26 protein-coding genes and 1 pseudogene are annotated in these 23,868 nt (G+C 62.7%); 23 read left to right on the top strand and 4 right to left on the bottom strand.

From position 1 onward, the window contains the following. Window positions 1–14: 14 nt before the first annotated feature. The 20 genes from ACR652_RS00450 to ACR652_RS00355 all read left to right on the top strand — a co-directional run bounded on the left by ACR652_RS00450 (window position 15) and on the right by ACR652_RS00355 (window position 16,801). Window positions 15–323 (top strand): phage tail assembly chaperone, encoded by a 309-nt coding sequence (locus tag ACR652_RS00450; RefSeq protein WP_434504546.1) that lies wholly within the window; start codon window positions 15–17, stop codon window positions 321–323. Next, a complete protein-coding gene (locus ACR652_RS00445; protein ID WP_434504545.1) occupies window positions 323–982 on the top strand; it encodes a hypothetical protein in 660 nt (219 codons plus the stop codon). The genes ACR652_RS00450 and ACR652_RS00445 overlap by 1 nt, the downstream gene beginning before the upstream one ends. 9 nt (window positions 983–991) lie before the next feature. Beyond that, a complete protein-coding gene (locus tag ACR652_RS00440; protein ID WP_434504544.1) occupies window positions 992–3,724 on the top strand; it encodes a phage tail length tape measure family protein in 2,733 nt (910 codons plus the stop codon). A gap of 140 nt (window positions 3,725–3,864) precedes the next feature. After that, window positions 3,865–4,374: a hypothetical protein gene (locus ACR652_RS00435; RefSeq protein ID WP_434504543.1), complete on the top strand. Its 510-nt coding sequence runs from the start codon at window positions 3,865–3,867 to the stop codon at window positions 4,372–4,374. Next, entirely contained in the window at window positions 4,371–4,946 is a 576-nt protein-coding gene (locus tag ACR652_RS00430) for a hypothetical protein (protein ID WP_434504542.1), read from the top strand. The genes ACR652_RS00435 and ACR652_RS00430 overlap by 4 nt, the downstream gene beginning before the upstream one ends. Then, on the top strand, window positions 4,940–5,302 hold the full coding sequence (locus ACR652_RS00425; RefSeq protein ID WP_434504541.1) for a hypothetical protein: 363 nt from the start codon (window positions 4,940–4,942) through the stop codon (window positions 5,300–5,302). The genes ACR652_RS00430 and ACR652_RS00425 overlap by 7 nt, the downstream gene beginning before the upstream one ends. A 116-nt stretch (window positions 5,303–5,418) precedes the next feature. Further along, on the top strand, window positions 5,419–7,347 hold the full coding sequence (locus ACR652_RS00420) for a phage tail protein (protein ID WP_434504540.1): 1,929 nt from the start codon (window positions 5,419–5,421) through the stop codon (window positions 7,345–7,347). A 12-nt stretch (window positions 7,348–7,359) separates the two neighbouring features. Then, the gene (locus ACR652_RS00415; protein ID WP_434504539.1) at window positions 7,360–8,250 is read left to right on the top strand and encodes a hypothetical protein; all 891 of its coding nucleotides are present in this window, start codon (window positions 7,360–7,362) and stop codon (window positions 8,248–8,250) included. Window positions 8,251–8,605: 355 nt separating this feature from the next. Next, window positions 8,606–9,832 (top strand): hypothetical protein, encoded by a 1,227-nt coding sequence (locus ACR652_RS00410; RefSeq protein ID WP_434504538.1) that lies wholly within the window; start codon window positions 8,606–8,608, stop codon window positions 9,830–9,832. A gap of 90 nt (window positions 9,833–9,922) precedes the next feature. Continuing rightward, window positions 9,923–10,150 carry a hypothetical protein gene (locus ACR652_RS00405; RefSeq protein ID WP_434504537.1) on the top strand — a complete coding sequence of 76 codons (228 nt, stop codon included), beginning with the start codon at window positions 9,923–9,925 and terminating at the stop codon, window positions 10,148–10,150. 44 nt (window positions 10,151–10,194) lie between these two features. After that, entirely contained in the window at window positions 10,195–10,614 is a 420-nt protein-coding gene (locus tag ACR652_RS00400; RefSeq protein ID WP_434504536.1) for a hypothetical protein, read from the top strand. Window positions 10,615–10,716: 102 nt separating this feature from the next. Beyond that, window positions 10,717–13,083, top strand: coding sequence for a hypothetical protein (locus tag ACR652_RS00395; protein WP_434504535.1), 2,367 nt, complete (start codon window positions 10,717–10,719; stop codon window positions 13,081–13,083). After that, on the top strand, window positions 13,083–13,634 hold the full coding sequence (locus ACR652_RS00390; protein WP_434504534.1) for a hypothetical protein: 552 nt from the start codon (window positions 13,083–13,085) through the stop codon (window positions 13,632–13,634). Before ACR652_RS00395 ends, ACR652_RS00390 begins: the two co-directional genes overlap by 1 nt. A gap of 39 nt (window positions 13,635–13,673) precedes the next feature. Beyond that, window positions 13,674–13,910, top strand: a complete 237-nt coding sequence (locus ACR652_RS00385) for a hypothetical protein (protein ID WP_434504533.1) — start codon at window positions 13,674–13,676, stop codon at window positions 13,908–13,910. Next, complete coding sequence (locus tag ACR652_RS00380; RefSeq protein ID WP_434504532.1) at window positions 13,910–14,278, top strand: hypothetical protein; 369 nt, start codon at window positions 13,910–13,912, stop codon at window positions 14,276–14,278. The genes ACR652_RS00385 and ACR652_RS00380 overlap by 1 nt, the downstream gene beginning before the upstream one ends. Window positions 14,279–14,402: 124 nt before the next feature. Further along, window positions 14,403–15,215, top strand: coding sequence for a lysozyme (locus ACR652_RS00375; protein ID WP_434504531.1), 813 nt, complete (start codon window positions 14,403–14,405; stop codon window positions 15,213–15,215). Beyond that, on the top strand, window positions 15,215–15,637 hold the full coding sequence (locus ACR652_RS00370) for a hypothetical protein (protein ID WP_434504530.1): 423 nt from the start codon (window positions 15,215–15,217) through the stop codon (window positions 15,635–15,637). Before ACR652_RS00375 ends, ACR652_RS00370 begins: the two co-directional genes overlap by 1 nt. Window positions 15,638–15,869: 232 nt before the next feature. Further along, window positions 15,870–16,004 carry a hypothetical protein gene (locus ACR652_RS00365; RefSeq protein WP_434504529.1) on the top strand — a complete coding sequence of 45 codons (135 nt, stop codon included), beginning with the start codon at window positions 15,870–15,872 and terminating at the stop codon, window positions 16,002–16,004. 132 nt (window positions 16,005–16,136) lie between these two features. Then, window positions 16,137–16,388: a hypothetical protein gene (locus ACR652_RS00360; protein WP_434504528.1), complete on the top strand. Its 252-nt coding sequence runs from the start codon at window positions 16,137–16,139 to the stop codon at window positions 16,386–16,388. Between the two features lie 116 nt (window positions 16,389–16,504). Continuing rightward, window positions 16,505–16,801, top strand: coding sequence for a hypothetical protein (locus ACR652_RS00355; protein WP_434504527.1), 297 nt, complete (start codon window positions 16,505–16,507; stop codon window positions 16,799–16,801). Between the two features lie 129 nt (window positions 16,802–16,930). Here ACR652_RS00355 and ACR652_RS00350 read toward each other — a convergent pair whose 3' ends face one another. Both ACR652_RS00350 and ACR652_RS00345 read right to left on the bottom strand, forming a co-directional pair. Beyond that, window positions 16,931–17,332: a hypothetical protein gene (locus ACR652_RS00350; protein ID WP_434504526.1), complete on the bottom strand. Its 402-nt coding sequence runs from the start codon at window positions 17,330–17,332 to the stop codon at window positions 16,931–16,933. A gap of 613 nt (window positions 17,333–17,945) precedes the next feature. After that, window positions 17,946–18,200 (bottom strand): hypothetical protein, encoded by a 255-nt coding sequence (locus ACR652_RS00345; protein ID WP_434504525.1) that lies wholly within the window; start codon window positions 18,198–18,200, stop codon window positions 17,946–17,948. Window positions 18,201–18,866: 666 nt separating this feature from the next. On the opposite strand from ACR652_RS00345, the gene ACR652_RS00340 reads away from it, so the two are divergent. The 3 genes from ACR652_RS00340 (at window position 18,867) to ACR652_RS00330 (ending at window position 22,882) form a co-directional block, all read left to right on the top strand. Beyond that, entirely contained in the window at window positions 18,867–21,065 is a 2,199-nt protein-coding gene (locus ACR652_RS00340; protein ID WP_434504524.1) for a multicopper oxidase domain-containing protein, read from the top strand. An 83-nt stretch (window positions 21,066–21,148) separates the two neighbouring features. Then, a complete protein-coding gene (locus tag ACR652_RS00335) occupies window positions 21,149–21,463 on the top strand; it encodes a hypothetical protein (RefSeq protein ID WP_434504523.1) in 315 nt (104 codons plus the stop codon). Window positions 21,464–21,820: 357 nt separating this feature from the next. After that, on the top strand, window positions 21,821–22,882 hold the full coding sequence (locus ACR652_RS00330) for an outer membrane protein (RefSeq protein ID WP_434504522.1): 1,062 nt from the start codon (window positions 21,821–21,823) through the stop codon (window positions 22,880–22,882). Window positions 22,883–22,979: 97 nt separating this feature from the next. Here the strand turns inward: ACR652_RS00330 and ACR652_RS00325 are convergent, their stop codons facing one another. Further along, window positions 22,980–23,444 carry a redoxin family protein gene (locus tag ACR652_RS00325; RefSeq protein ID WP_434504521.1) on the bottom strand — a complete coding sequence of 155 codons (465 nt, stop codon included), beginning with the start codon at window positions 23,442–23,444 and terminating at the stop codon, window positions 22,980–22,982. A 283-nt stretch (window positions 23,445–23,727) separates the two neighbouring features. Beyond that, window positions 23,728–23,868: pseudogene (gene tuf / locus ACR652_RS00320) on the bottom strand (elongation factor Tu); the annotation flags it as partial.

Raw genomic sequence — 23,868 nt, 5'->3', positions numbered from 1 at the left:
CCCTTGAATGGGCCTTGGCTTATTCCAATGCCGAGGGATGGCTATTGGAGGAGGCGGCTGACGGCGATCCGGTAGCAATGCGCGCGATTTCCGCGCAACCGGAGATTGCTCCGCACTTGCAATTCGTCTGGGGGGCGTTCTGGGAGTTGGGATCAGATCGATCCCTGACAATGGGCGGCGTTGGCGCAATCCCCTTCTCGTCGATCGACCGCTACGCCGTGCGGTTCGGGATAACCGACACCGATCAGTTCACCCGCTTCATTCGCCTGCTCCGGCAGATGGATGCGAAGTATCTGCCAATCGCGAACAAGAGGTCCAACTGATGCCGGCGAGCGCGAAATTTCCGGTCATCAATCGGAACATCGTGTTCGGTGGCAACGGGGTTTTCTCGCCGGAGACGCGGGCGGCCGCCTTTGCGGATATGGCCGGGCGATCAATCGCTGAGATCGACAAGGGGAACGACGCAGCGCTCGGCCGCGACGTTCACTATCGGACGTTCGTGGACGGCCGGGAGACGGCAAATCTCCGATCAGCCAAAGATACGAGCGCGATTGTCGCGCGCTGGGATTTAACCCCCGGCGTGATCTCCTATATCGACGGCCTTCTCGCCAATTCCGGTCCCACCAAGACCGGCGCCTATCGGAACTCCCGCGTGATCTATGCGGACGGTGTCGAAATTGACGATCCGCAGAAGGCGGCCGGTGCGCGCGAGGTACTGTTCATGTCGCTTGTGCCTTATGCGCGCAAGATCGAGCGCGGCAAAAAAGGCTATGCGCCGGGGCATGTCTACGAGGCGGTTGCGGCGATGGCGAAGGCGCGCTTCGGCAATCTCGCGATGATAAAGTTCACCTACGCCGAGCCGGAAGGTCGGGCCCCCGCGCTCGATCATTGGGCCGCGACGAGCCAGACCGCCGCAAGGCAGCGCAAGACCAAGGGGCGCGACAATCCGAGACGACAGCCCGCCATTTTGGTCTATCTGTGAGGTAGGAACGTGAAGCTCAGCGCTATCGTCCAAGAGGCCGAATACCGCCAGACGGTGACGGGCGTCCAAGAGGCCGCGCGCGACTTCGACAAGATGGCGGCGAGCCAGAAGAACGCGGCTGCGGCTGGCGAGGTGCTGGTCAAGCAGCAGGACGTGGCCGAAAAGTCGATTACGCGCCTTGGGTCTAAGCTCGACGCCTACACGCGCCAGTTTGACCCGATGGCGAAGGCCCTGAGGGACGTCGAACGCGGCGAGCGGCTTGTCGCCGCCGCGCGCGGCCAGGGGCTCACGGTCTCCGATCAGACGCTCGCCGCGCTGGAAAGCGCCCGGCAGAGATATCAGAAGCTTTCCGGAGGGCTGAACGACAATACGAAGGAAGTCGCGCTCAACCGCGCCGGCTGGATCAACCTTTCCCGCCAGCTTCAGGACGTTGGCGTGTCGCTCTATGGGGGGCAGTCGCCGCTGACTGTCCTTGCCCAGCAGGGCGGCCAGATCGCGGACGTTTTCACGTCCAGCAAGGGGGGCGCTGCGGCGGCGCTGGGCGAGTTTGGCGCGGCCGTGGGGAGGTTCGTCCTCAATCCGCTGACCTTGCTTGTGGCCGGCCTCGGCGCGGCTGGGGCCGCCTATCTGAAATTCGATGCCGATCAGCGCCAGTTGGAACAATCGCTCAACGGCGTCGGCCGCGCGGCGGGCGTGACCGCCGAGCAGTTGCGCGTCATCGCCCAGATCGGCGCCGCCCGCGGTGGGATGACGAGCGGGCAAGGACGCGACGCCGCGTCGACCTTCGCGGCCAGCGGGCTCGATGCAAGTCTGATCGGGGGCCTTACCGCGTCATCGCGCCAGTATGCCGGCGCCTTTGGCCTCGACATGAACGCAGCGACCAAGGAATTGGCGTCGGTCTTCACTGACCCGGCGAAGGGGGTCAACGAACTGGAAAAGCGCCTCGGCGTCCTCGACGGCACGACCAAGCGATACATCGAAGACCTTGCCGCGCAGGGCCGCCTGACCGAGGCCCAGAAGGCCCTATATGACGCCTTTTCTGGTTCGCTGGCCAAGACGACCGATGCGACTTCCGCATTGTCCCGCGCCTGGCAGGATCTCTGGTCTTGGGCGACGCGGCCGATCGGAGCACTTGACGATACGCTCCGCAAGATGCGCGACGGGCTTTCCCTGCGCGAGCAGCTCGCCAAGGCGCGGGGCGACTATCTCTATCTGAACGCACAGCGGAAGGGTGATGCGTCCAGCTATCCCGGCGAGTCGGATGCGCTGAAGCGCGTCAATGACCTCGAGCGCCAACTTCAGGAGCAGGAGCAAGCGCGCATTGACGCGCAGCGCGCGCGCGACGCCGCGTTCATGGCCGACAAAGCGCGGCCGATCGTCCAGGCGAATGAACCCCTGATCGGGAACGCTCAGGCGCTCAAGAATTCAGCGGAGCTCTTCAAGACCGTCCAGGATAACGATCTCGCCCTGAAACAGCTTGGAATTACGCGGGAGAAGGCCGCCGGGATTGCCGAAAAATTGGTGACGAAGGAAAGCCTACTCACCGATGAGGCGACCAAGACGCGCGAAGCGAGCGACGCCAGGACGCGAAGCCTCGGGGCCTATTCCGAGACGGTGAAGGCGGCGATCGACGCCGATCAGACCTACAAGGAAACGCTACGGGATACCGGGGACAAGCAACTCGCGGCGGCGAAGGCGGACGCCATCCGCGCCGAGTCCATGGCGCGCGTCAACGCCGCCATCAAGCAATACAATGACGCGGCGAAAGATCAGCTCGCCCTCGCGGGGCTGTCCCCTTATGAGCGCGCGCGCACGCAGATCGGCCAGGAGGCGGACAAGTTCAAAGAGCAATATGGGGTCGTCCCATCAGGTGTGGCCGACAAATACGCGGCGCTGAAGAAGCAGTTCAATTACGACACCTTCGGCTCGCCCATGAAGGATATCGAAGCACAAGCCCGCATGCTCGATGTTCAGAAAGCAGGCCTCGGAAAATCGACCTACGAACAGGCGTTCGATACGGCCTATATGGAGAAATACAATCAACTCCTGAAGGACAATATTGAGATCACGCCCGAGGCGGTCGATCAGATGAACCAATATGCGAAGGCGCATGCTGATCTTGCCAAGGCGTCGGAGGAAGCCACCAAGCAACAAGATATGGTGAAAAGCTCGATCGAAATCGTCAGTTCAGCGACCAAGGATTTGGGGTCTTCTCTGGTCGATGCGTTCCGTCACGGCGAGAACGCCGGAACGGCGCTTCTCGGGGTGCTCGATCGTCTGACGTCAAAGCTTCTCGACAAGACGCTGCAAGCTGGCGTGGATGCGCTGTTCAGCAGCGGGTCGAAGGGCGGCGCGACCGGGGGGATTTTCGGTTCCCTTCTGAGCGGCGTCGGACACCTTTTCGGCTTCTCGGGCGGCGGCGTCATGACGAGCGGCGGCCCGCTGCCGCTCATGCGCTATGAGGGTGGTGGCGTTGCGGATCGGCCGCAGCTTGCGATGTTCGGGGAAGGCCGAACGCCGGAAGCCTATGTGCCGTTGCCGGACGGGCGCACCATCCCCGTGAAGATGCAGGGGAACGGCGGGGTGAATGTGAAAGTCATCAACAATGTCGCGGGCGCTCAGCCCGAAGTTCAGCGAATGAGCGACGGGGAGCTTCTGGTCGTCTTCAGCAAGATCGTGGACCAGAAGTTAAAAACCGATGTCCCGGGAATCCTGGCGAATAGCCAGCGGCGTGGGATGTGATGCGCGACCCCAGCATTCTCGTTTGGCCTGATGCGTTTCGACCGCGGTCGATCACGCCTGTCATTGACCGGCCGCTTCTCAAGGGGCCAAAGCCGCTGGACGGCAGAGAACAGGTCGTCGCGTCTTCGTCTGGCGGTTGGTTGGTCCAATATGAAGGGGTCGCCATCTATGGCGCCCTCTACCAGCACTTCCGGCCCCTGTGGATCGCAATGGCGGCCATGGGCGCACCCGCCTATGTGAAACCCGACTTTCTCGCCGCTGTCCCGTCCCCGACGACGACGACCTTCTCGGACGCAACGACCTTCTCGGACGGCACGCTTCTCGCCCAGTCAACCGGCGATTGCTCCCTGTCGGCCGCCGCCGCGCGCGGCGCCCGCACGATCAGCGTGACGAATTCGGTGTCGCGGCCCAGGGCCGTGGGGGACTGGTTCGAGATCGATGGGCGCGCCCATCTCATTCAGGCGATCGACGGGTCAAACTGGACGATCTGGCCGACCCTGCGCGCCAACTATGCTTCGGGCGCGGTCCTCGAAATCGATGACCCGCGCGTGCTCGCTTACCTGACAGCGGACTCGCGCGCGAACGCGATGCCCATAGAAGCTCGGCAGTTAACGCTCATGTCCCTTGAATTCATCGAGGTCGGCTGGTGACGCTCTACTTCCCCCAAGCCGTCGAGGAAATGCTCGCGGGCCGAGAGGTCCGCGCGAGCGTCGGCGTCTGGTTCGATTTCCTGTCGGAGGAAATCCGAGTCTGGCAGGGACGCGGGGCCTTCACGGACGCGACCGGCAACATCTGGAACGGCCTTGGCGAATTCGGCCAGATCAGCGGATTGCAGGGCTCGTCCATGCTGTCCATTGATCCGGTGACGATGACCCTCTCCGGCCTCGACCCGACGATGATGCAGCTCGTCCGATCTCAGGCTGAGGAGATCAGCGGCCGGCGTTGCGGCGTTTTCTTCCTCGCCTTCGATGAGAATTGGCGCCCGATCGACAGCCCATTTCTCGCCGAGCTGTATCTGATGGACAAAGCGACGCTCAGCGTGGACGGGGAAAGCCGCACGCTAGTCATCAGCCTGTCGGCCGAGCCGCTGTTCTTCTCCAAGCACATCCCGCCCGTCGCCATGGTCACGGACGCTGATCAGCAACGCAAATATCCCGGCGACACGATCTTCAAGCGCGTGCCGCTCTTGAACGGCCGGCAGACGGTCTACTGGCAATGGTGAGGCCCCTCGAATTCGCCCGCACCGCGGGCAACATCAAAGCCCCCTGCTACAACCTTGTCGCCGCCTGGCTGCGCCACCACGGAGCGCCAAACGTGCCGTCCGAGAGCCAGGCGCGGCGCCGCTGGATCGAGGACGGATCGGAGGCCGGGGCGCGCTGGGCGGCGGCCCAGATCGGCCTCGTCGAACGGCTGCCCCGAATGTCCGGGGACGTCTGCCTGATCGCCCAGCGGGACGCGGAGCCGCTTCTGGGCATCGTTTTGGATGACGGCTTCAGCGTCGCCCGCGCCTTCGGCCGCATGTTCGTCGGCCGAGCTCACCTTCTCGTCTCTTGGGGTCTTCCTTGCCGGCAGTCGTAGCGCCTCTCTTCGCCATCGTCGGCACTTTGTTTGCTGGCGTTGGGGCTGCGGTTGGTGTCGCGGCTGGCGCGATTGGCGCAGGGATTGGTGCCCTTGGCATCGGCACGGGAACCTTGTTGGCGGGCGTCGCATCGGCGGCGCTCGTCGGTGTTGAATACCTCCTGCGGCCCAGCGTCGGCGGCCAACCCCAGCTTCCCGCGCCGCAGACAGGCCCGGCGCCCGTCCCGGCGCGCAGGACCATCCGGCAGGCGGATGCGCCGCGCTGTTTCATTTTCGGTCGCACGCGCATTTCCGGGTCATATTTCCTCTACGAGACAGACGGGTATTTCGGGGATTCCACTCCGTTTGCCCGTCAGCTTTATCAAGGGATCTATATCTGTGACGGTCCGATTGACGGGTGGGACGCTTTCATTTGCGACGATGAGGCCGCGCCGGTTGTAAGAACGACAGACGACCATTCGATCACAGACGGGAGCGCGGACCAGAACATCTTTGTTTTCACGAGCGGCTCGAAGAAGACCACTTCGGCCGGAAACTCGATCATCACCTACTACGTCGTTTCTTTTGAGCCGGTAAACGCTACCGAGGCCGGATACTATCCTCACACATGGAGCTTTTGCGTAAAGCAGAACATCGGCGGAAGCAGCACGCGCATGGACGGCGTGTTCCCGCCATCGTCGGTTGGGAAAGGAATTACTTGCGTCTATACCATGGCGAGCATGCAGCGCATTTCGCAGAATGAGCGCCCCTCTGTCTTCCCGTCCGGTTTCCCTGAATGGTCGTTCTGCGTGCGTGGCGCGCGGGTCTATGACCCCCGCGATCCTTCGCAGTCGGTCGTCCAAAATGGGGCCTGGACGCTTTACAACGCTACGTGGAAGTGGTCCGAGAACCCGGCGCTGATCGCCGCGCATTTCATCATGTGGCTGATCAGCCAGAACCTCACGGCCATCGTCGACGTCGATTGGGCGTCGATCGCGACGGCGGCGAATGACTGCGACCGCCTTGTCTCCGCGACGATGCGGAATATCAACAATGGAGCGAAGGGCGGCGCGACAGAGCCTTTCGCCCGACTGACCGGCACATATTATTTTACCATCCCGCCGCGCGAATTCCTTTCCCAGATCATGGCGGCGTGCGACGGCTCCTACAGCATCGACAAGGACGGCCGCTTCACGATGTGGATCGGCAAATGGGAAGACCCGGCGGTTACCTTCACGGAAAGCGACGTCGCGAGCTTCACCGAGGAATTCGTCGCCCCCGTCACCGAAGCCGTCAACGAAATACATTCGACCTATGTGGAGCCCGCGAACGCCTATCAGCGCTATGAGGCGCCCGTCTGGAGGGATGAAGCGTCTGTCTCGAAGATCGGCCGGCGGCTGGTCTCGATTAAATATGATCTCGTGCCGTCCGCAAACCAAGCCTATCGCCTGTCGCAGCGCTATGCGCGCCGCATCAACGGCAAGCGCAAGTTGCAGATCACGCTTGGCCCGCGCGGAATGTTGGCGTTCAAACAGCGGGTCATCGGGCTCAACCTTCCGAACTTTGGAATTCCGCAAAGCACCTGGCGCGTCGAGGCCTTGCAACCGGATGGCAATCTCACGCGCTGGACGGCAACGCTACGCGAACTGACGCCGGACGTGTTCAGTGATGATCCCCCGGACAGTGATCCGGCGGCGAACCTGAAGATCGTTTCGGCGTTCAGCACGTCCGCCCCGTCGAACTTCCTTGTCGCCAAATACGCGTCGGGTCCCGGGGCGTCGACAAGCTATGTCGTCGTGTCGATGAACCAGCACCTCAATGCGCCTGATAATTCGGCCGCTGGCATCGTCACATCGGACGTCATTCAGGAGCAGACGCTTGTCTTTGAGGCCTCCTATTCGACGGACGGCGGCCTCAACTATGTTCAGGCAACGACCTATCTCTCAAACTACATCGTTCGGACGCCTGATATCCCCAATGGGACGACCGTCTATGTCATGTGCCGCTACATGAATGCGGATGGCTCCTATTCCGCGTTTTCATCCGCGCAAGCAATCACCCTGTAAGAGAGGCCATCAATGGGCGCGATCGACACCGCATTCAAGGCGGCGTGGCGTGACTATGTGACAGACGGCGTGCCGGCTTCAGGCGCGCGCAATACGCCAAAGTCGGACGCCCGCGCGCTTGGCGCGACGATTGAGGCCTATTTCGCTGCGCCTCTGACCATTCCGCTCGTTGAGGCGGAGCGCGCATCCCTTCCCAGCGTCCCGGCCGGCACGATCTGGCGGCTTGGAGGATCGGGCGGGAATGCCTATCAGTTGGGGGTCGTAGACGCGTTCGGCGGCATCCCGGCAATCCGCCTTCGCCGCGTGAACGGCACGGTCGCCGCCCCGACAGCAATCCAGAGCGGGGACGATCTCGGCGAGCTGGAATTCGCCGGCTATTACACGACAGGCGGCGCGGCCTTCTCAACGAAATCCGTCAACCTTCGCGCCGAGGCAACGCAGAACTGGACATCGACGACGCTGGGATCGCGTCTGGTCGCCCAGGTCACTCCAAACGGCTCCGCAACGCCCGTCGACTCCCTTTGGCTGGAACAGGATTCGTCCCTACGCGTCAAAGGCGCGCTCGGTTATCAGACGGGTGTGGGCGCTGGCGGCACTGTCACGCAGGCGACGAACAAGGCGACGGGTGTCACCCTCAACGCCCCCACGGGCGAAATCGTTTTGGCGGCGACGGGAACGACGCTCTACAACACTTATTCGAACACCTCATTCGTGCTGACGAACTCTTTCATCGGCGCCAATGACACGGTTGTCGTGTCGCATAAGGCGGGAGGCACGTCGGGTGCGTATTGGTTCGGGACCAGGGTCTCCGCTGGCGCAGTTGTGATCTCCGTCTTCTCGGCCGTGTCGCTCGCGGAAGCGATCACGATCCAATTTTCCATCATCAAGGGCGCCGTCAACTAACCGACGCGAAAGGCTCGAAGCGATGTCAAATATCATTAGCGGCACATTCACGAACACGGGACAGAGCTCGTCTTTCACAGTCGCGAAGTGGCAACCGTTTAACATCTCTCTTTGGGGGACGTTCAACGCGACGACGAGACTAGAGCGCTCGTTCGATAAGGGCACAACGTGGCTCCCACTAACGGCGGTTGGACAGGCGCTCTATTCCTGGACGGCTCCCGCGAGTGAAAGCGCTGAGGAGCCTGAGGAAGGGGTTCTCTACCGTCTGAACTGCACCGCCTATGTGAGCGGCACAGTCAATTATCTCGTCAGCCAGTGAGAAAAGCCTTCTTCTTCCGTCGCCGAGGCAAATGAAATGAGCATCGACATTATCGCGCGCGGCCTCGCCGCGAAGGCCCTCGCCGGTGGGGGTGGATCGCCTGGCGGGTCTTCAACGCAATTCCAGTTTAACAACGCTGGAGCCTTCGGCGGCACGTCCGGCTTCACATGGGACAGCGCCAATCAGGTCGTCACGCTCGCTCCGGCCGCGTTTGCAATCGCGCTGAGCGCGCTTTCGATCAATCCGACTTGGAATAACGGCGCGCTGGCGTTCCCCGGCGCGCTGGTTATCAATCCGACAGATACGGCGAGCGGCGCGCTTTCGGCGCTGGCCGACTTCCAGCTTGGCGGCATTTCGCAGTTCAAATTCACCAAGGGCGCAGTCATCGCAGGCAATTCAGGGGCTGCGTTACCGCCCTATATGATGTTCGCCAATAACGCCTTTTACTTCGGGTCAGGCTCCCCGGTCTCTGCAAACAACCGTCTCGCGATGATCGCGAACGGTAGTTATCAGGTCGTTTCTGGGGGGAGGTTTGCGTGGACGAACAGCGGGAGCAATCCCGACACAACGATTGATTTGATACTCTATCGTGACGCCGCTAGCACGCTGGCGCTCCGCAACGGCGTGAACCCGCAGACGTTCAACATCTACAACACCTATACCGACGCCTCTAATTATGAGCGTGGTATTCTCCAGTGGAACAGCAACGTCCTGTTCATCGGAACGGATAAGGGTGGAACTGGTGTAGCGCGTGAGCTTCGCCTGACATCTACCGGATCGGTTAATATCGCGCCGAATGGCGGGACGCTGGCGTGGACATTCACCACCGGCGGCCATTTCCTTGCATGGACTGACAACGCCTACGACATCGGCGCGAGCGGCGCGAACCGGCCGCGCAATCTCTATCTCGCGGGCGTCGCCAACGTCGGCGGAAACTTCAATTTTACCGTCAACGCGACGATCCAAGTAAACGGCATCAACTATCTCAGCTTTGGTCCGAGTAGCGCGCTGACGGCCTCCAAGAGCATCATCGTGGATACGGGCAACCTGATTGCTTTTGGCGGTCTGACTTCCGCAAGTTCGGCGCTGAAAGGATCGTCTGCGACGGTGCAAGTTCGTCTGGCTGATGACACCGCGTTCGCCGCCATTCAGGGCAAGCTCACGACTGACAACGCCTACACAGCGGGTGCACCCGCCGCGACCGGCTACGTCACTATCTATGACAGCGCCGGAACCGCCTACAAGGTGCTCGTGAGCACCTGATAGCAAAATCAGGCGCGGGAAGATCGCTCGCTCGACCCGCGCCCGGCGATTGATCCCTGAGCGAGCGCCTATCCAAAGAAAGCCCCAGTCATGAAAAGCACTAACGTTCCCTTCGACGACGCCGACATGAACGACATGGTCGGACTCTTCGATCTCGCCGTGAAATCCGGCGGCCTCCAAGTCGCGCCAGCAGCGTTGCGCATCCTCGGTAAGATGCAGGCGGCGGCACAGGCCGCCGCTGCCCCTGACGCCCCGGCGAATGCGCCCGCGCAGGATGCGCCGAAGCCGCCGGTCTCACCAAACAAGCCGGCCGCTTAATTCAAGCGGCCTGACCCATCTTTCCAAAGCAGGAGACAGTCGAAATGAAACTCATCCTCCGCGCGGAGCCGGAAGCCGGCGATACCGCCGCCGCTATCGAAATCAGCAGCACGATGGCGCAGGCCGATTTCGAGTTCATGCTCAATATGGGTCGCTCGATCTATGACGAGATGGAACCCAAACAGGCGACCGACACGAACGGCGCACTGCTCTTCGTCGGCTCTGACGGCGCGGATTATACGGAAGCGCAGAAGGACGCGAACACGAACGGATCGCTCACCTTCACGCCGAAGTATCGTGCGCGGACGGACTTTGAGGCTTGGGCGAAGATCGGCGCTGGCCTGACCAAAGGCACGTGGGCCAATGCTGTGCGCCGGAAGAAGGAGCTAGACGCGCGGGCCGCGCAGACGGAAAGCCCCCCCGATCGCGTCCCCGCCACGCCGCTCGTCCCCGCCGTTATCTGACGGACGGGACCAGGCGACGAAGGAAATGATCTTCAGGATCACCCTCGCATTTTCTGTCGTGCGCCTAGTCGCCTCTTTCATCCCAAATCTGCGAAAGATCAGGTGAGGCGGTCCTTCCTCACATCCCCCCGCCGTCGCTGGCGCGAGGCGACGCGCTGGCTCGCGGTCGGCGCGTGCGCCTTCGCGATCGCCCATCATTGGCGATCCGAAAGCGGCGTCGTCACGCGTGAAACCTATGGGCTGACGCGATCCGTTGACGGGTCCGTCAGCCGCCAGCAGCTTGCGACGGTCGGGTTCATTGTATCTGGCGCGAGCACCTGGTCTGTCCCGAGCGACTGGAATAATTCCGCCAATACGATCGAGGGGCTCGGCGGCGGTTCGAACGGCCTGACTGGCACCATCACGAACGGCGGCTCCGGCGGCGGCGCGGGAGCCTATGCCAAGGCGGTCAACGTTGCTCTGACCGCTGGCGCGACGCTCAACGCCGGCACGGATTATCAGATCGGCGCGGCCAACAGCGGGACGGCCGGCTCCGGCACGGCCCGCGCCTGCAACACCTGGCTGAAGGACAACACGTCCACGGTCGTCCTGACCGCCGCCGGCGCCGGGGCCGCCTCGGCAACGGGAGGCTCATCGACGAACTGCGTCCCGACGACGGGCGCGGTCTCTGGGGGCAACGGCGCGGCGGGCGCGATCGGCTCGGGCGGCGGCGGCGGCGGGGCGGCTGGCCCGGGAGGGCGCTCGAACGGCACAAACCCCGGCACGGGCGGCGCAGGCGGCGCAGGCAACGGCGGGGCGGCTGGCGGCGGCACAGGGGGGGGCGGCGGCAATCCGCCCACAGCGGGCGGCGCAGGGACGCTGTGGGACGCCACCCATGGCCCCGGCGGCGGCGGGGGCGGCCGCTACAACACGGGCGGCAACGGCGCGGACGCGGGCAATTACGGCGGCGGCGGGGGCGGCGCTGGGTTCAACCCGGGCGTCGGCGGCGCAGGCAAGCCGGGGCTGATCGTCTACACCTACACGCCGTTCTCTGGCACGACCTATAACGACTCGATCTCCCTCGCGACCACGGGCGACGCGCCCGCGTCCGGGGCGCTGGGGATGTCCCCAAGCACCTCTCTCGGCACGACAGGCGGCCACGCCTCTGCGGCGGCGCTGGATGCGGTTGGCGCGGTCTCCGCCGCCCTCACCGGGGGCGTCTCCGCCGCCCAAATCCTCGCTGCTGTCGGGGCCATCAACCCATCGGTCATGGGCAACCTGTCCGCAGCCGCTCAGGCGGCTCAGGTCGGCCAGATCACGATCGGAGAAACGTCCGGCCTTAGTGATAGCAGCCAAGCGAACAGCGTTGGCGCTGCGACGCTCGCTGAAACGGGCGGGCTGAGCGACGCGGGCCAGTCGAACGGCGTCGGTCAATCGACGATCGCCGCAACGGGCGCGCTGACGCCGGCCGCTCAATCAGCGGGCGTCGCGGCGGCGGCGATTGCGGAACTCGGCGCGCTGTCCCCGTCTGCGCTGGCGAATATGCTCGCAAGCGCCGCGTTGGCCGAGACCGGCGGCATGTCGTCGTTCGGCGGGTTCGTCTTCGCCGCTTCGGCGTCGATCGGTGAAACAGGAGGCGCGGCGGCCGCCGGCTCCCCAGCCTATTCCGTGTCGGCAACGATCGGAGAAATCGGCGGCGCCGCCATCGCCTATCAATTGAAGCTCGTCGGCTCGGCGACGATCTCAGAAAACGGCGCTCTTTCTGACAGCAGCATCGCGACCGCGATCGCTGGCGCGCAAATAAGTGAGGCCGGCGCCATTTCGCCTGTGTCACTGAATACGACGCTCGCCGTAGCGAGCATCGCGGAAACGGGGCAAGCCGCGGCCTCGAGCGCGATGACGACGCAGGGCGCGTTGACAATTGCCGAGACGGGCGGCCAGGCGCCATCAGCCGCGCTGAACACGCGCGGCGCAGCAGCGCTGGCGGGGACCGGCGGGGTGACGGGGAGCGGCGTCATGCTGTTGCCCGCATCGGTGGCGATCGGGGAGGCCGGCGGGTTCACGGATGGGGTTTCGAACAGGATCGCGGTCGGGGCGGCGATCGGCGTCTCAGCGTCTTTCAATGCCTCGGGAAGAATAGTCGCCTCCGGCACAATCCAGCTCGCCCAGACCGGGAATGTTGGCACCACCAACAAATCCACTTCCTCGCCTTCGATGACTTTCACGGCGTCTTTCACGGCAGACATATCCGGGGGCCTATCGCTTGCGGTTGCGGCGGGGATCGCGGCCGCCCTCGCCGAGTCGTGCGATGGAAATCTAGTTCGGCCTGTCGTCTTCGATCTGACGGCGGTGGTTCTGTCCCTGCTTGGGCAAAGCGCGATCGATGCCCAGACACGCAGCATGTCCGCGACGGACAATCAAACGCAAATACTGAGCGGGACGGTCGAAATTGTCTTCGACCAATCTGCGGCGGTTAAGGAGATCATCTAATGCGACACGCTTTGAAATCTGTTGCTCGCGCCTTCGCGAATTGGGCTGGCGTCAATGATAACGTCATCGGCGCGCGCATGCGGACTTTCTACAAAGTCGAATGTTTCGACAAAGACGGCAATCTGAAGTGGGTCGAGAACTGCGAGAACCTCGTCACGACCGCTGGCGCGACCGATCTCCTGGCCAAATATTTCAAGGGCTCCGCTTACACGGCGGCCTGGTATGTCGGCCTCTACAAAGGGACCGGGACGCTCGCGACCGGCGACACGATGGCGTCCCACGCCGGCTGGACGGACTCGACGGATTACAGCAACGCCAGTCGCCCCGCATGGACGGGCGGCACGCCTTCCGCCGGCTCGGTCGATAACAGCGGATCGGTTGCCGTCTTCAATATCAACGCGACCGCCACGATCCTTGGCGCTTATCTCGTCAGCGATAACACCAAGGGCGGCACGACCGGCGTGCTTTACGGCGAAGCGGCGTTCGGCGCTTCCCGCTCCGTCATCAGCGGCGACACGCTGAATGTGACCGTCACTCTGACTGCGGCCTAATCCTCGCCGCAGCGCAAGCCAACCGCAGAGAGGGCTTCAATGAAAATCGAACTCCTTGTGACCGTCGAGCAGCCGATCGTCGTGCCGCTCGATGCTCTGTTCGCGCCCGCCGTGAACGAGATCGCCGCGCGCGGCGCCTATGAGACGGCGCGAACCATCGACGAGGAAGTCGGCGTCGCCAAGATCGTCTGGAAATTCCCGGTCGGCTCGATCGTGGATATCCCCGACAAGGCGGCGAAGACGCTGATCGATCTCGGCTACGCGAGGGCGGTCTGATGACGAACGCTGTGGAGGTGACGCAGGGAGACGTCTTCTCCCTGCGCTTCCCTTTGCTTGATCCGAGTGGCCAGCCGGCCAGCTATGTGGGGACGCCCGCCGCCAAATTTGCTCTTGGAAAAAATCCCTACATTGCTCCGGGTGAGACGCCGATCCTGTCGAAGTCTTCTCCCGCGTCTGGATGCCGAGTTGTCCAGGAAGCCGTCAACGCACTTCAGACTTGGGTCGTTTACGTCGACTTCGTCAAAGTCGATACGCTCGGCAACGCCAATGTCCCGGCAGGCCAGCACTATTATGAGCTCAAGGCGAACGAAAACACGGTCGCCACTGGCAGCCTGATGATCCAGCCGACGCTGATCACCTCCTGATTTCCAGACAGGCGACCAAGCCATCCAATGCCCGTCTAGTTCTCGGGAGCACTCGGCGCTTGACCGCGGGCGATGTTGAATGCTCCGCCAATTACCATTCCAACTAAGGGATACGACAATGCGAATGAGCGCAGCCGGCCGCGCGCTGCTGATTCAGCGCGAAGGCTTTAAGACAAGGGCTTATAGGGACAGCGTCGGGGTGCTGACGATTGGCGTCGGCCATACGAGCGCCGCGGGAGCGCCGGCTGTCTCCCCTGGCATGACAATCTCGAAGTCCGAAGTCGACGCGATTCTATCGCGCGATCTTTCGCAGTTCGAGAATGCGGTCGAAGGCGCCGTTAACGCCCCTCTGACGCAAGGCCAGTTCGACGCCCTTGTGAGCCTATGCTTCAACATCGGGATCGGCGCCTTCCAAAAATCGACGGTCGCCCGCCGGCTGAACGAAGGCAATTACCGCGGCGCGGCCGACGCCTTCCTCATGTGGAACAAGCCGCCGGAGATCATAAGGCGGCGCCGTGGCGAGCGCGATCAATTCTTGAAAGCGACCGCGACCGGGACGGCTGGCGCCCCCGTTCGGTTCGTCGCCGAGCACGAACTCGCCGAGGATGAGGGCGTGAACCTGGATTATCTGCGCGCCTCCGGTTCGCGGACCGTGACGATGGCCGACAAAATCAAAGGGTGGGCGGCTTCCCTTGGCCTGAGTGACATCATGGGGATGGCATCGCAGGGGAAGGAATACGCTTCGCGAGCGCATGATCTCGCCCAAGGCTTCGAGTCCGGCGCCCCAACTGGGGAGCTGCTCGAAACCTATGCCCCGTTCCTGATCGGGGCGGGCGTTGGCGTGCTGGTCGTCGTCGTGGCTGCGCTGGTTTGGTGGGCGGCGCACCGAATCCAATCCGCGCGCCTTGAGGACGCGGTTTACCAGGCGGCCGCATAATGCCCGCTTTGGCCCCGATCCTCTCCGGACTCTGGTCCTTCGCGACCTCGACCTTCGGCATGGTCCTCATCGCGGCGATCGTTGGCTTCTCGTCGGGCCACCATCGCGCGAGCACCGCTTGCGCCGCGCGGGAGGCCAGGGCCCGCGCTGCCGTGATCCTCGCCCAGCAAGCCGAGTCCGCCCGGCAGGCCAAGGCGGCCGACGCCATCGCGGCGACCGACCGCGCGCGGCTGGCGGCCGACGCCAAGGCCGGCGCAGCCATGGCGGCCGAGGTCGACCGCCTACAATCCGAACTCGCCAAAAAGGAAATCGACCATGTTCCAGCCCCAGCCGGGACGAAGATCGTTCTTGTGGATCGCTGCCGGCTCGACGCTGATTTTTTGCGGCGGGTGCGCCAGCACGACGCCGCTGGAGCCCATTAGACCCCACCTGCCCCCGCTCGCGGCCTCATGCACGCCTGCGACGCTGCCTGACCCCCAGATCGGCATGGATGCCCGGGTCTTCGCCCTGAAGAACCGCTCGGCGGCGATCCAGGCCAATCGCGCTGTTGGGGACTGCCAACAATTCTATGCCGACGTGCGGCGTGAATTCAGCTCGACGGAGTAACAACACCGCGCCGGGCGACGCCCGGCAATATTGAGAGGGAGCGCGGGCATGCTTGCGATCAAAATTCTCGGTGTCGTCGCGGCGCTGTGGTTGCTCCCGGCCGAAAGCGACTGGCCTGCGCCGGCGACGGGCTGGCTGCGCCTTTTGGCGCTGATCGTCATTTGGGCGGCGATCGCGGCATAAGCGCCGCTGCCCCCACCATAAGCGAGACGCGCGGGCGTTTGCCCGCCGCGCGCGTCTCTGGCCGCCACTTGTAGAGCCAAATGGACGGTTGAGCGCCAGTCTCAACCAAAACTCTTAACGGTTGGGACAGCCATGCCGACGCCGCAGCACCATTTGCAAAACGCCCTCGAAGCCATTGCCAGCCCCGCCGCCGAGAAAATCGGATATGTGGTCGCCGGCGGCATGATCTCGACGCCGCTGTGGCGCGACAGATTGCATGAATGGGCGGGCATCGCGACCGACCTCGCGCCACTTCTCGGCTGCGCCTGGCTGGTCGTGCAAATGGTCGTCAAAGTGATCGAGGCGCGCCGGAGGGCGCGCGAGGTGGACGAAAGCGAGGCGTGAGGCGCCGGGTCCACGGCGCTTTCGCGGGCGGTTCTCGCCGCAAAGCGCCCGACCGTGCGGGATCGGGAGCTGGTCCGCTAAAGTTGGTTTGTCGGACATAGACGAAAGGCGATCAAATGCGGATGACGCTCTATGAATTGACCTGGGCAAGCGATGGTTTTGGCGGCGCGCCCCGCTATTTTACGTTTGACCGGCAAAGCGACGCGGCCGTCAGATTGGCCGAGCGAATTTGCGAACTGGATCGCGGCGCAGCGAGCGGCGCTTGGGTGATCCTGAAGCGCCTTCCCGATACGGTTTATCCGCAAGGAATGACGCTCGTCGCCTGGACGAAGACGAGCGACGAGAGGCCGACGCATGCGGGGCTTGAGACGATCCCGCTCGCTTACTTCTCGGCGGCTCCCGACGCCGCATAAGAGCGAAAGGCCGCGCCGCAACCGTTCCAGAATATCTGGGGGATTTGTCAACTAGAGGCCCCGCGCCGGTTCACTCCGGCGCGGGGCCTTTTTGCGTTCAATGGCATTCTCGGGGATTCCGACCGAATTCTAATTCGCCTGGCCCTGATATTGGGCGAGCGTTTGCGCGGCGTCGAAAGCGTCTTTCGCGCCTGGCTCGTCGGCGTGAAACATTGTCACCGTGGCAGCGCTGCTCTCGACGTGGACCCGATCGACAGAAGCGCTCGCCCAGCCGCGCCCGCCGACGCCGGTCACGCCGGCAACTTCGCTGCCTTGGCCCATTTCGGGGGCCGAGAGCTTGAAGTGCGAATAGCCTCTGGCAAGCGTTTCCTTTGCGGCGGCGGTCATCGTCGCCGGCACGGCCTTCCCGGCATAGAGCCAGCCGCCGGCCTTTGTGTCGATCCTGACGACGTTGGGAGCGAGCGGCATGGTTTGCGTTGTCACGCAACCGACGAGCGAGGCGGCCAAGAACAAAAGAGCGAGGCGGCGCATGGCATTAACCTTTTCTTAAAGCTTCAGAAATAAAGCCGAAAGAATCGCCAAAGCCGGCGGTTTTGTGGCGAAGCGTTACGGACGCTGAAGCGACGTAAAAGGTCATGCGAAGTCGCCGCGCGATTTCCGCGCGTTCGCGTGATTAGGGGGGGCTGCCCGCGCGGAAATAACCAAATAACCCGAGAAATAAACAAATGACCCGCCTTTGGGTTATTTCGCTTTCGGATCGATATTCCATGCAAATCAATAAGATATAGAGAGCGCCAAGTCCGGCAAAAAAGCGCAACTGCTGTTTCTCACTGGAAAAAATTGCGCGGACGGCCGCGCGATTTCCGCGCGTTCGCGTGATTAGGGCGCCTGGCCCAACATCGTTGTATCGGCGCTGACTCGACGCATAAAAGCCTTTCGAAATCAATGCTCGAAGGTTCCGGCCTGGGGCACCATCCAGCAGCAAAAATCGTCATAAAATCAAATGGCTGCGAAACACATTGCAGCCGCTCGGCCGTCGCCGCCCTATCCCGCTTGTCCGGTCTGGCGCCAAGTCGGTCTCACGCATTCCGGACGCGAGCCGCAGTCTGAGCAGCGCAGCCCCGGCAGCGTTCTGGAGAGACGCTCACTCAGGCTCATCGAGCATGTAGCAGGAAAAGTCGCGGTCGAATCCACTGCGCCAGCCTTTCAGATCGTAACGGTAGCCAGGCGGGGGATTTGGGCCGCAATCGCCCGCATAGGGCGTGGGCTCTTTTGGATGGGGACAGCAGAACAGCTGCGCCTCGTGGCCGCGCGCCTCGGCGCGCGAGGTCAGGGCCGACACGGCAAAGGCAAGGCATAGCGAGAGAGACAGAACGGAGAGGATCGGCGGTCGGCTCATGTCTCTGCTCCCATCGCGTTGCTACGGGAGTTTCAAATAGGGCTTCTCCCCTCGCAGGCCAGAAGGAGAGCGGAAGGCCGCAGCGCTGTGTCGGTGGCGGCGCAATACGCGCTGCGTTAATGATCTGTTAAGGATTGGGCGCAACCTTTCTGTCACAGCGTCAGACCCACCGCCCTCCGCAGACTCCGTTGCCTGAAGGCGAGATGGCTGACGCTGACCAACCCTCCTCAATCCAGCAGATGACGAACCGGGTCACCGATCGGTGGCCGAGCGTCTCGGCGACGCAGATCCACCCACATTGGCAAGCTTGGCAAGGGCCGTCCTGACGAGGATCACAGGCACGGGTGAGGGGCAAGCAGCACAAGCCGAAGAGAAGGTTTGCAGCGGCAAGGGGCGCCCGTGCCTGAATTTGCGCATCAACAGAGTCGAACCTTAACCATTAAATCGGATTCCAATTTAATAAAGTTTTGCAGATCCACCTCTTTCAGCGTTGTTTTTACAAAAGAACGCGCATTGTTGCCACATTTCATACCATTTAGAACACTATTGCACGAATACCGTTACATAGGGTTCCATGAATTATGGCGACTTCGAGGCTGACGCTCCTGTCGGGCGCCATAATGTCCGAATGTTCGTTATAGAACATAGATGTAGCGAGTAACGCGTATGAAAAAGAATGTCTTCCACACAGCCGTCGGTGTCACGCTGATCGCGGCGGCGTTACCGGCGTCCGGCGCAGGCGCCGCCCCTCTGTCCGACCCACCCGTTTTCGCAAGCGCCAATGGCGTGCTCGACATTGTGATGATCGCGCAAGAAGCGAAGGGCGCCGGCGGCAATCCCGACGTCAAAGGATGGGTTTACACGACCTGCTACAGCGGCGACGCGACCAGCACGACCGTCAATCTGCCAGGCGGCGGTTCGACGGCGGTCCCCGATTGCACCGGCAAGAGCACGCAGAGTCGGTTTGGCGGCGTGCGTCTCGCGCTGACGCCGGGCGATCGGCTGAAAATCAAATTCCGCAACAATCTGCCGACGCTGAATCAGTCCGACAACGGCCTGCCAAAGACCACCTTGCCGGCGTCGACGGCCCAGGTCGACTATCTGTATGGGAATCCCCTGCTGGCGCTGAATCCCACCAATTTGCACACGCACGGTCTCATCGTTGACGCCCGGCCGAATACAAACCTCAGCGGAACGCCGGTCTACGGCGATTTCATCTACACGTCGATCTTCAATCCCGCGAACGGCCTTCCGACCGCAATCGACCCCAATGCGAATGATCCAGCTCATACACATGGCGACATCGTGCCGTTCGGCGTTGCGCAATACGACATCCAGATCCCGAAGAACCATCCGGAAGGCTCGTACTGGATCCATGCGCATACGCATGGGCTGACCGTGAACCACCTGGCGGCCGGGCTCTCCTCCATCATAACGATCGGCAAGGCGGCCACCTATGACTGCGGCGACGACTCCTGCGCCAAACCGGTTCCCGAGAGGAACGTCCGCCATCTCGTCTTGAAGGACACCCAACTGATCCCGCAGAACGGAGGCGGAGTCACGCCGCTCCTGCAGGAAGATCCGGCCTTCTGCGGCGTGGGCGTGATCACGACGCCCTCCCCCAACGGGTCATGCCCTGGCGATGGATCTTACGCCGGCGGGCAGTGGAATTTTCCCATCAATGGCCAGCTCTATCCGTCCATCCCCGTGGCGACGGCCGACGGCGAAGTTTGGCGCTTCACCAACGCCTCGCCGACCGTGAGCTATCGGCTGCAGATGCAGATGGGCTCGGGCTACACGATGCCGGTACAAGTCCTGTCCATTGACGGGATCTCCGTGTCCTTCCCCACCGGCGCGAACGCCGGACAGGTGGTCCAGCTCGGCCAGAACCGCTTTACTCTGGCGAGCTGCGGAAAAACGGCGCAGTCGTACAAGACTCAGCCTGTCTGCGCCTCCGAGATCGTGATGATGGGCGGCACGCGCGTCGAACTTCATGTCGCCGCGCGGGACGCGAACGGCAACCGCCTGAATACGGCTCTGACCGGGAAGCTGGTGACGGCTGGCCTGGATACGGGTGGAGCCATCCCCGCGAACGGCGACCGCTGGCCTCCGATCGAACTCGCCAGCGTCAGCATTCCGGCCGGAAAGCCGAGCCTTGTCACGGAGCTTGTCCATGTCCTGAACGGCGCGGCGATGAGCACACGGTCGTCGGGCGGCATTTTCCAGACCGCGGTTCCGGGCGCGACGGATACGCCGGTCCCGAGCAACTGCAAGGCCCTGCCGGCTGGCTGGAAGCGGCGCATCTACTTCGGCAATCTTGCCGATGATGGTCCGGATGGACAGGCCCAGTTTGGCCTGGGCTATGAACTGGTCGACTCGTCGGGCGCCGTGGTCGAAAGCCAGGACGTCGTGCAATTCGATCCGAGCCAGGTGATCTGCGTGCCGCTCGCCAAGGGCCAACTGCCCGTGGTGGAAACATGGGAGCTCATCAACCTCGCGACTGAACTCCACAACTTCCATATTCACCAGACGAAGTTCCGGCTCGTCGATCCAAGCCAGAAGACGCCTTCCAACAGCCTGCTGAATGTCGCGTCGACAAACCCTGGCCTTCTCGAAGACAGCGTTCCCCTGCCGGTCGCGGTCAATAAGGGCGCAAACGAGTGCCACAAGATCGCGGACTACAAGGCCGGAAAATGCGTCGTCACGCCGATCACCGTGCAGATCCCCTTCGCCAAGCTCGGGAAATTCGTGGCCCACTGCCATGTTCTGGAGCATGAGGACGGCGGGATGATGCGAGCGGTCGGCGTCGTGCCGTGGGGGTCGACGATATCGACGAGCACGATTGCGGCCGCGGACATTCACTAGAATTCGAAGGTCTCGTTTTGGGGAAGGCGTTCGCCTTCCCCAATTCGCCGATGTCATCCAACCATCCACGATGAGGCGCGAGCATGGCCTGCCTGCTTGGCACATTCCTGTGCGCAATGCTGATGTCGCCGCCCGGAGCGGCGCATGCCCCAACAATCGCTGGCGTCCAGGCGGCTTTCGATCGCGAAGCGGTTGTCGCCGACGGGAAACACGACAAGGACCTGAAGATCACGGGCCTCGAATGCCAGCCCAATCAGCCGTCCGGATATTTCTGTCAGGTCAACTTTGTGCGAACTGCACAAACGTCTGGTCAGGTGTATCTGGACGCGGCTCTTGTCGAGCAAGGCAACAACGGTAACTGGAAACTGCTCAAGGGGCTTTGCCGGCGCTTGCTTTAGGCGGCCATTCGCCGCCAGAAGGCCGCCCCACACCCTCGATGAAATCCAGGTTTTGCGAGGCGCATCCAAATAGCCTTGGAATTGCAGACAAGTTTAGATTGCCGTCGGCGACGAGCGAAAAAGCCAAGCTTAAGTCATCACGTCCGTAAGCTGAGCCTTTTATCTTGATCTTGGCAATTACATACTGTTAGTACCCGCACTGAATAGGCTAAGATGGCAACTCTTTATTATCCATATCATCTTCATTTGACGAGGTTTTGTTAGAAATCTTTTGACTGTGCAACTTGGCGGGGCGTTTTGTTACGTCATGGGTCACGTCGAGACCCCAGCTATTCTTTTCAAAAAAGAGGCTCCACCATGAAGAAAATCGCTCTCGCCGCCGCCGCATTGGCGCTCACCGCAGGTTCTGCAATCGCTGCTGATCTTCCGTATCGGAAAGCGCCGCCCGTTCTTCCCCCGCCGCCCCCGCCGCCGCCGATGTGGACCGGCTTTTATGCGGGTATGAACGCCGGTTACAATTTCGGCACGAACAACAATGTCCAGAACGCGGTCTGGGCGCAGGACGCGACCGTGTTTCAGGGTCTCGACGGCAACATTCTTCGCAGGGACGGAAATCACGTCCACCTCGGCAACATCACGCCGCTTTTCGGCGTGCTGCCCACCGGCGCGGGCCTGGCGCAGTCTGGCTCTTTCGCGAATACGCAGAGCGGCTTCATCGGCGGCGGCCAGATCGGTTACAACTGGCAGTGGGGCACGAACTTCCTGCTCGGCTTCGAGACGGACATTCAGGGCACGGGCATTCGCGGCGGCGCGCATGGCGGCGCGACGGGGATCTCGAGCCTGTCGAACACAGCGTATAACTGCGGTCTCTTCAGCAACAACTGCTCCCCCGGCAGCTGGACCAATACGGCCACCTCGATCGGCGGCACGAGCGTCAATGCGGGCGTCGATTGGATGGGCACTGTGCGCGGCCGTCTTGGCTACCTCTGGACCCCCACGATGCTCATTTACGCGACGGGCGGTCTGACCTATGGCGGCGTCTACGCCAATGTGCGTCATACGGGCGTGACGCAGTTGGATAACTCCTTCACGACCGCGCCGAACTTCATCAACCGCGACGTGGTCAGCCCCGGGCTCACCTACACGTCGATTGGCGGCGGCAACAAGTCGCAGACGCTCGTCGGCTGGAACGTCGGCGGCGGTCTCGAGTGGATGTTCATGCCGAACTGGTCGGTCAAGGCCGAAGGCATCTACTGGAACATGGGGAACATGAACGTTCCGACGGCGACCTTCGCCGCCGCGCCGGTCAGCACCGCGCTGAACAGCGCCGGCATCGGCGGCATCGGCGCCACCCGCGTGAACTATCAGGGGGTGATCGCCCGCGCTGGCGTGAACTATCACTTCCACTGGGGTTACTGAGACCGCTGACCGCCGGCTTCAGCCTCGCCGGTTGTCAAGCAGGAGAAAGCCCGGCGTTTGCCGGGCTTTTTTCTTTTTCGCCGCGTGGAGTCTTGCCTCAGCCGGTCGGGGGCGTCAGCCGGGGGACGATCTCGCGCTCGACGATCTCCTCGGTCAGCCCCTCATAGGTCGCCCATTCGATCCGATGCCCCGGTCCCACGACCAAAGTCGCGGGTACGCCATGCGCGCCGAGCGCGCGCTGGAGATAGGTGTCGGAATCCGCGCCCACGGCGGTAAAGGGGTTGCCGTATTTGGCGAGAAAGAATTTCGCCCGCGCCGGCGGGTCACGCACATCCGCCCCATAGATCGGCGCCAGATTGCGTTTCGCGAGCGCGACGAGGTGTTTGTGCTCCTCCCGGCAGGTCGGGCACCACGACGCCCAGACGTTGAGGACCGAGCGCTTGTTCGCGAGATCGGCGCTGGAGAAGCCCGGCACGGGCCGGCCGTTCGAGTCGAGAAGCCCCTCCACCGGCCGCAGATCGAAATGGGCGAGGGAGAAGGGATTGAACAGCCGCGCCGTCATATCCTTCTTCTTCCAGAGATATTCCCCGACGGCGCCGCCCGCCCCGGCGCTGACCGCCCCGAGCGCCCCGAACAGCAGACTAGCGCCTCGTGGCGAACCATTCCGCCCTTTCGGGCGCCTCGGCGGAACTCGACATCGGCGACACTCACAAACACCCCAGGCACAGCTCATGCTTAGCCTTGAAGCGTTAAACGAATGGTATGCGCCGTCTTCTGCAACGGGTGGAAACAAAAAAGGCGCGGCCCCGCGGGCCGCGCCGTCCTCTCACGCCCTGCGGCGCTCGTTACTCGATGATCGAGGCGACGACGCCGGCGCCGACGGTGCGGCCGCCTTCACGGATGGCGAAGCGCAGCTTCTCCTCCATCGCGATCGGAACGATCAGCGCGACTTCCATCGTCACATTGTCGCCCGGCATCACCATCTC

Source organism: Methylocystis sp., assembly GCF_051061225.1.
In the GTDB taxonomy this organism is placed as follows: Bacteria; Pseudomonadota; Alphaproteobacteria; order Rhizobiales; family Beijerinckiaceae; genus Methylocystis.
The sequence above is the reverse complement of the archived record's forward strand: the minus strand, read 5'-3'. Positions and strand labels throughout refer to the sequence as shown.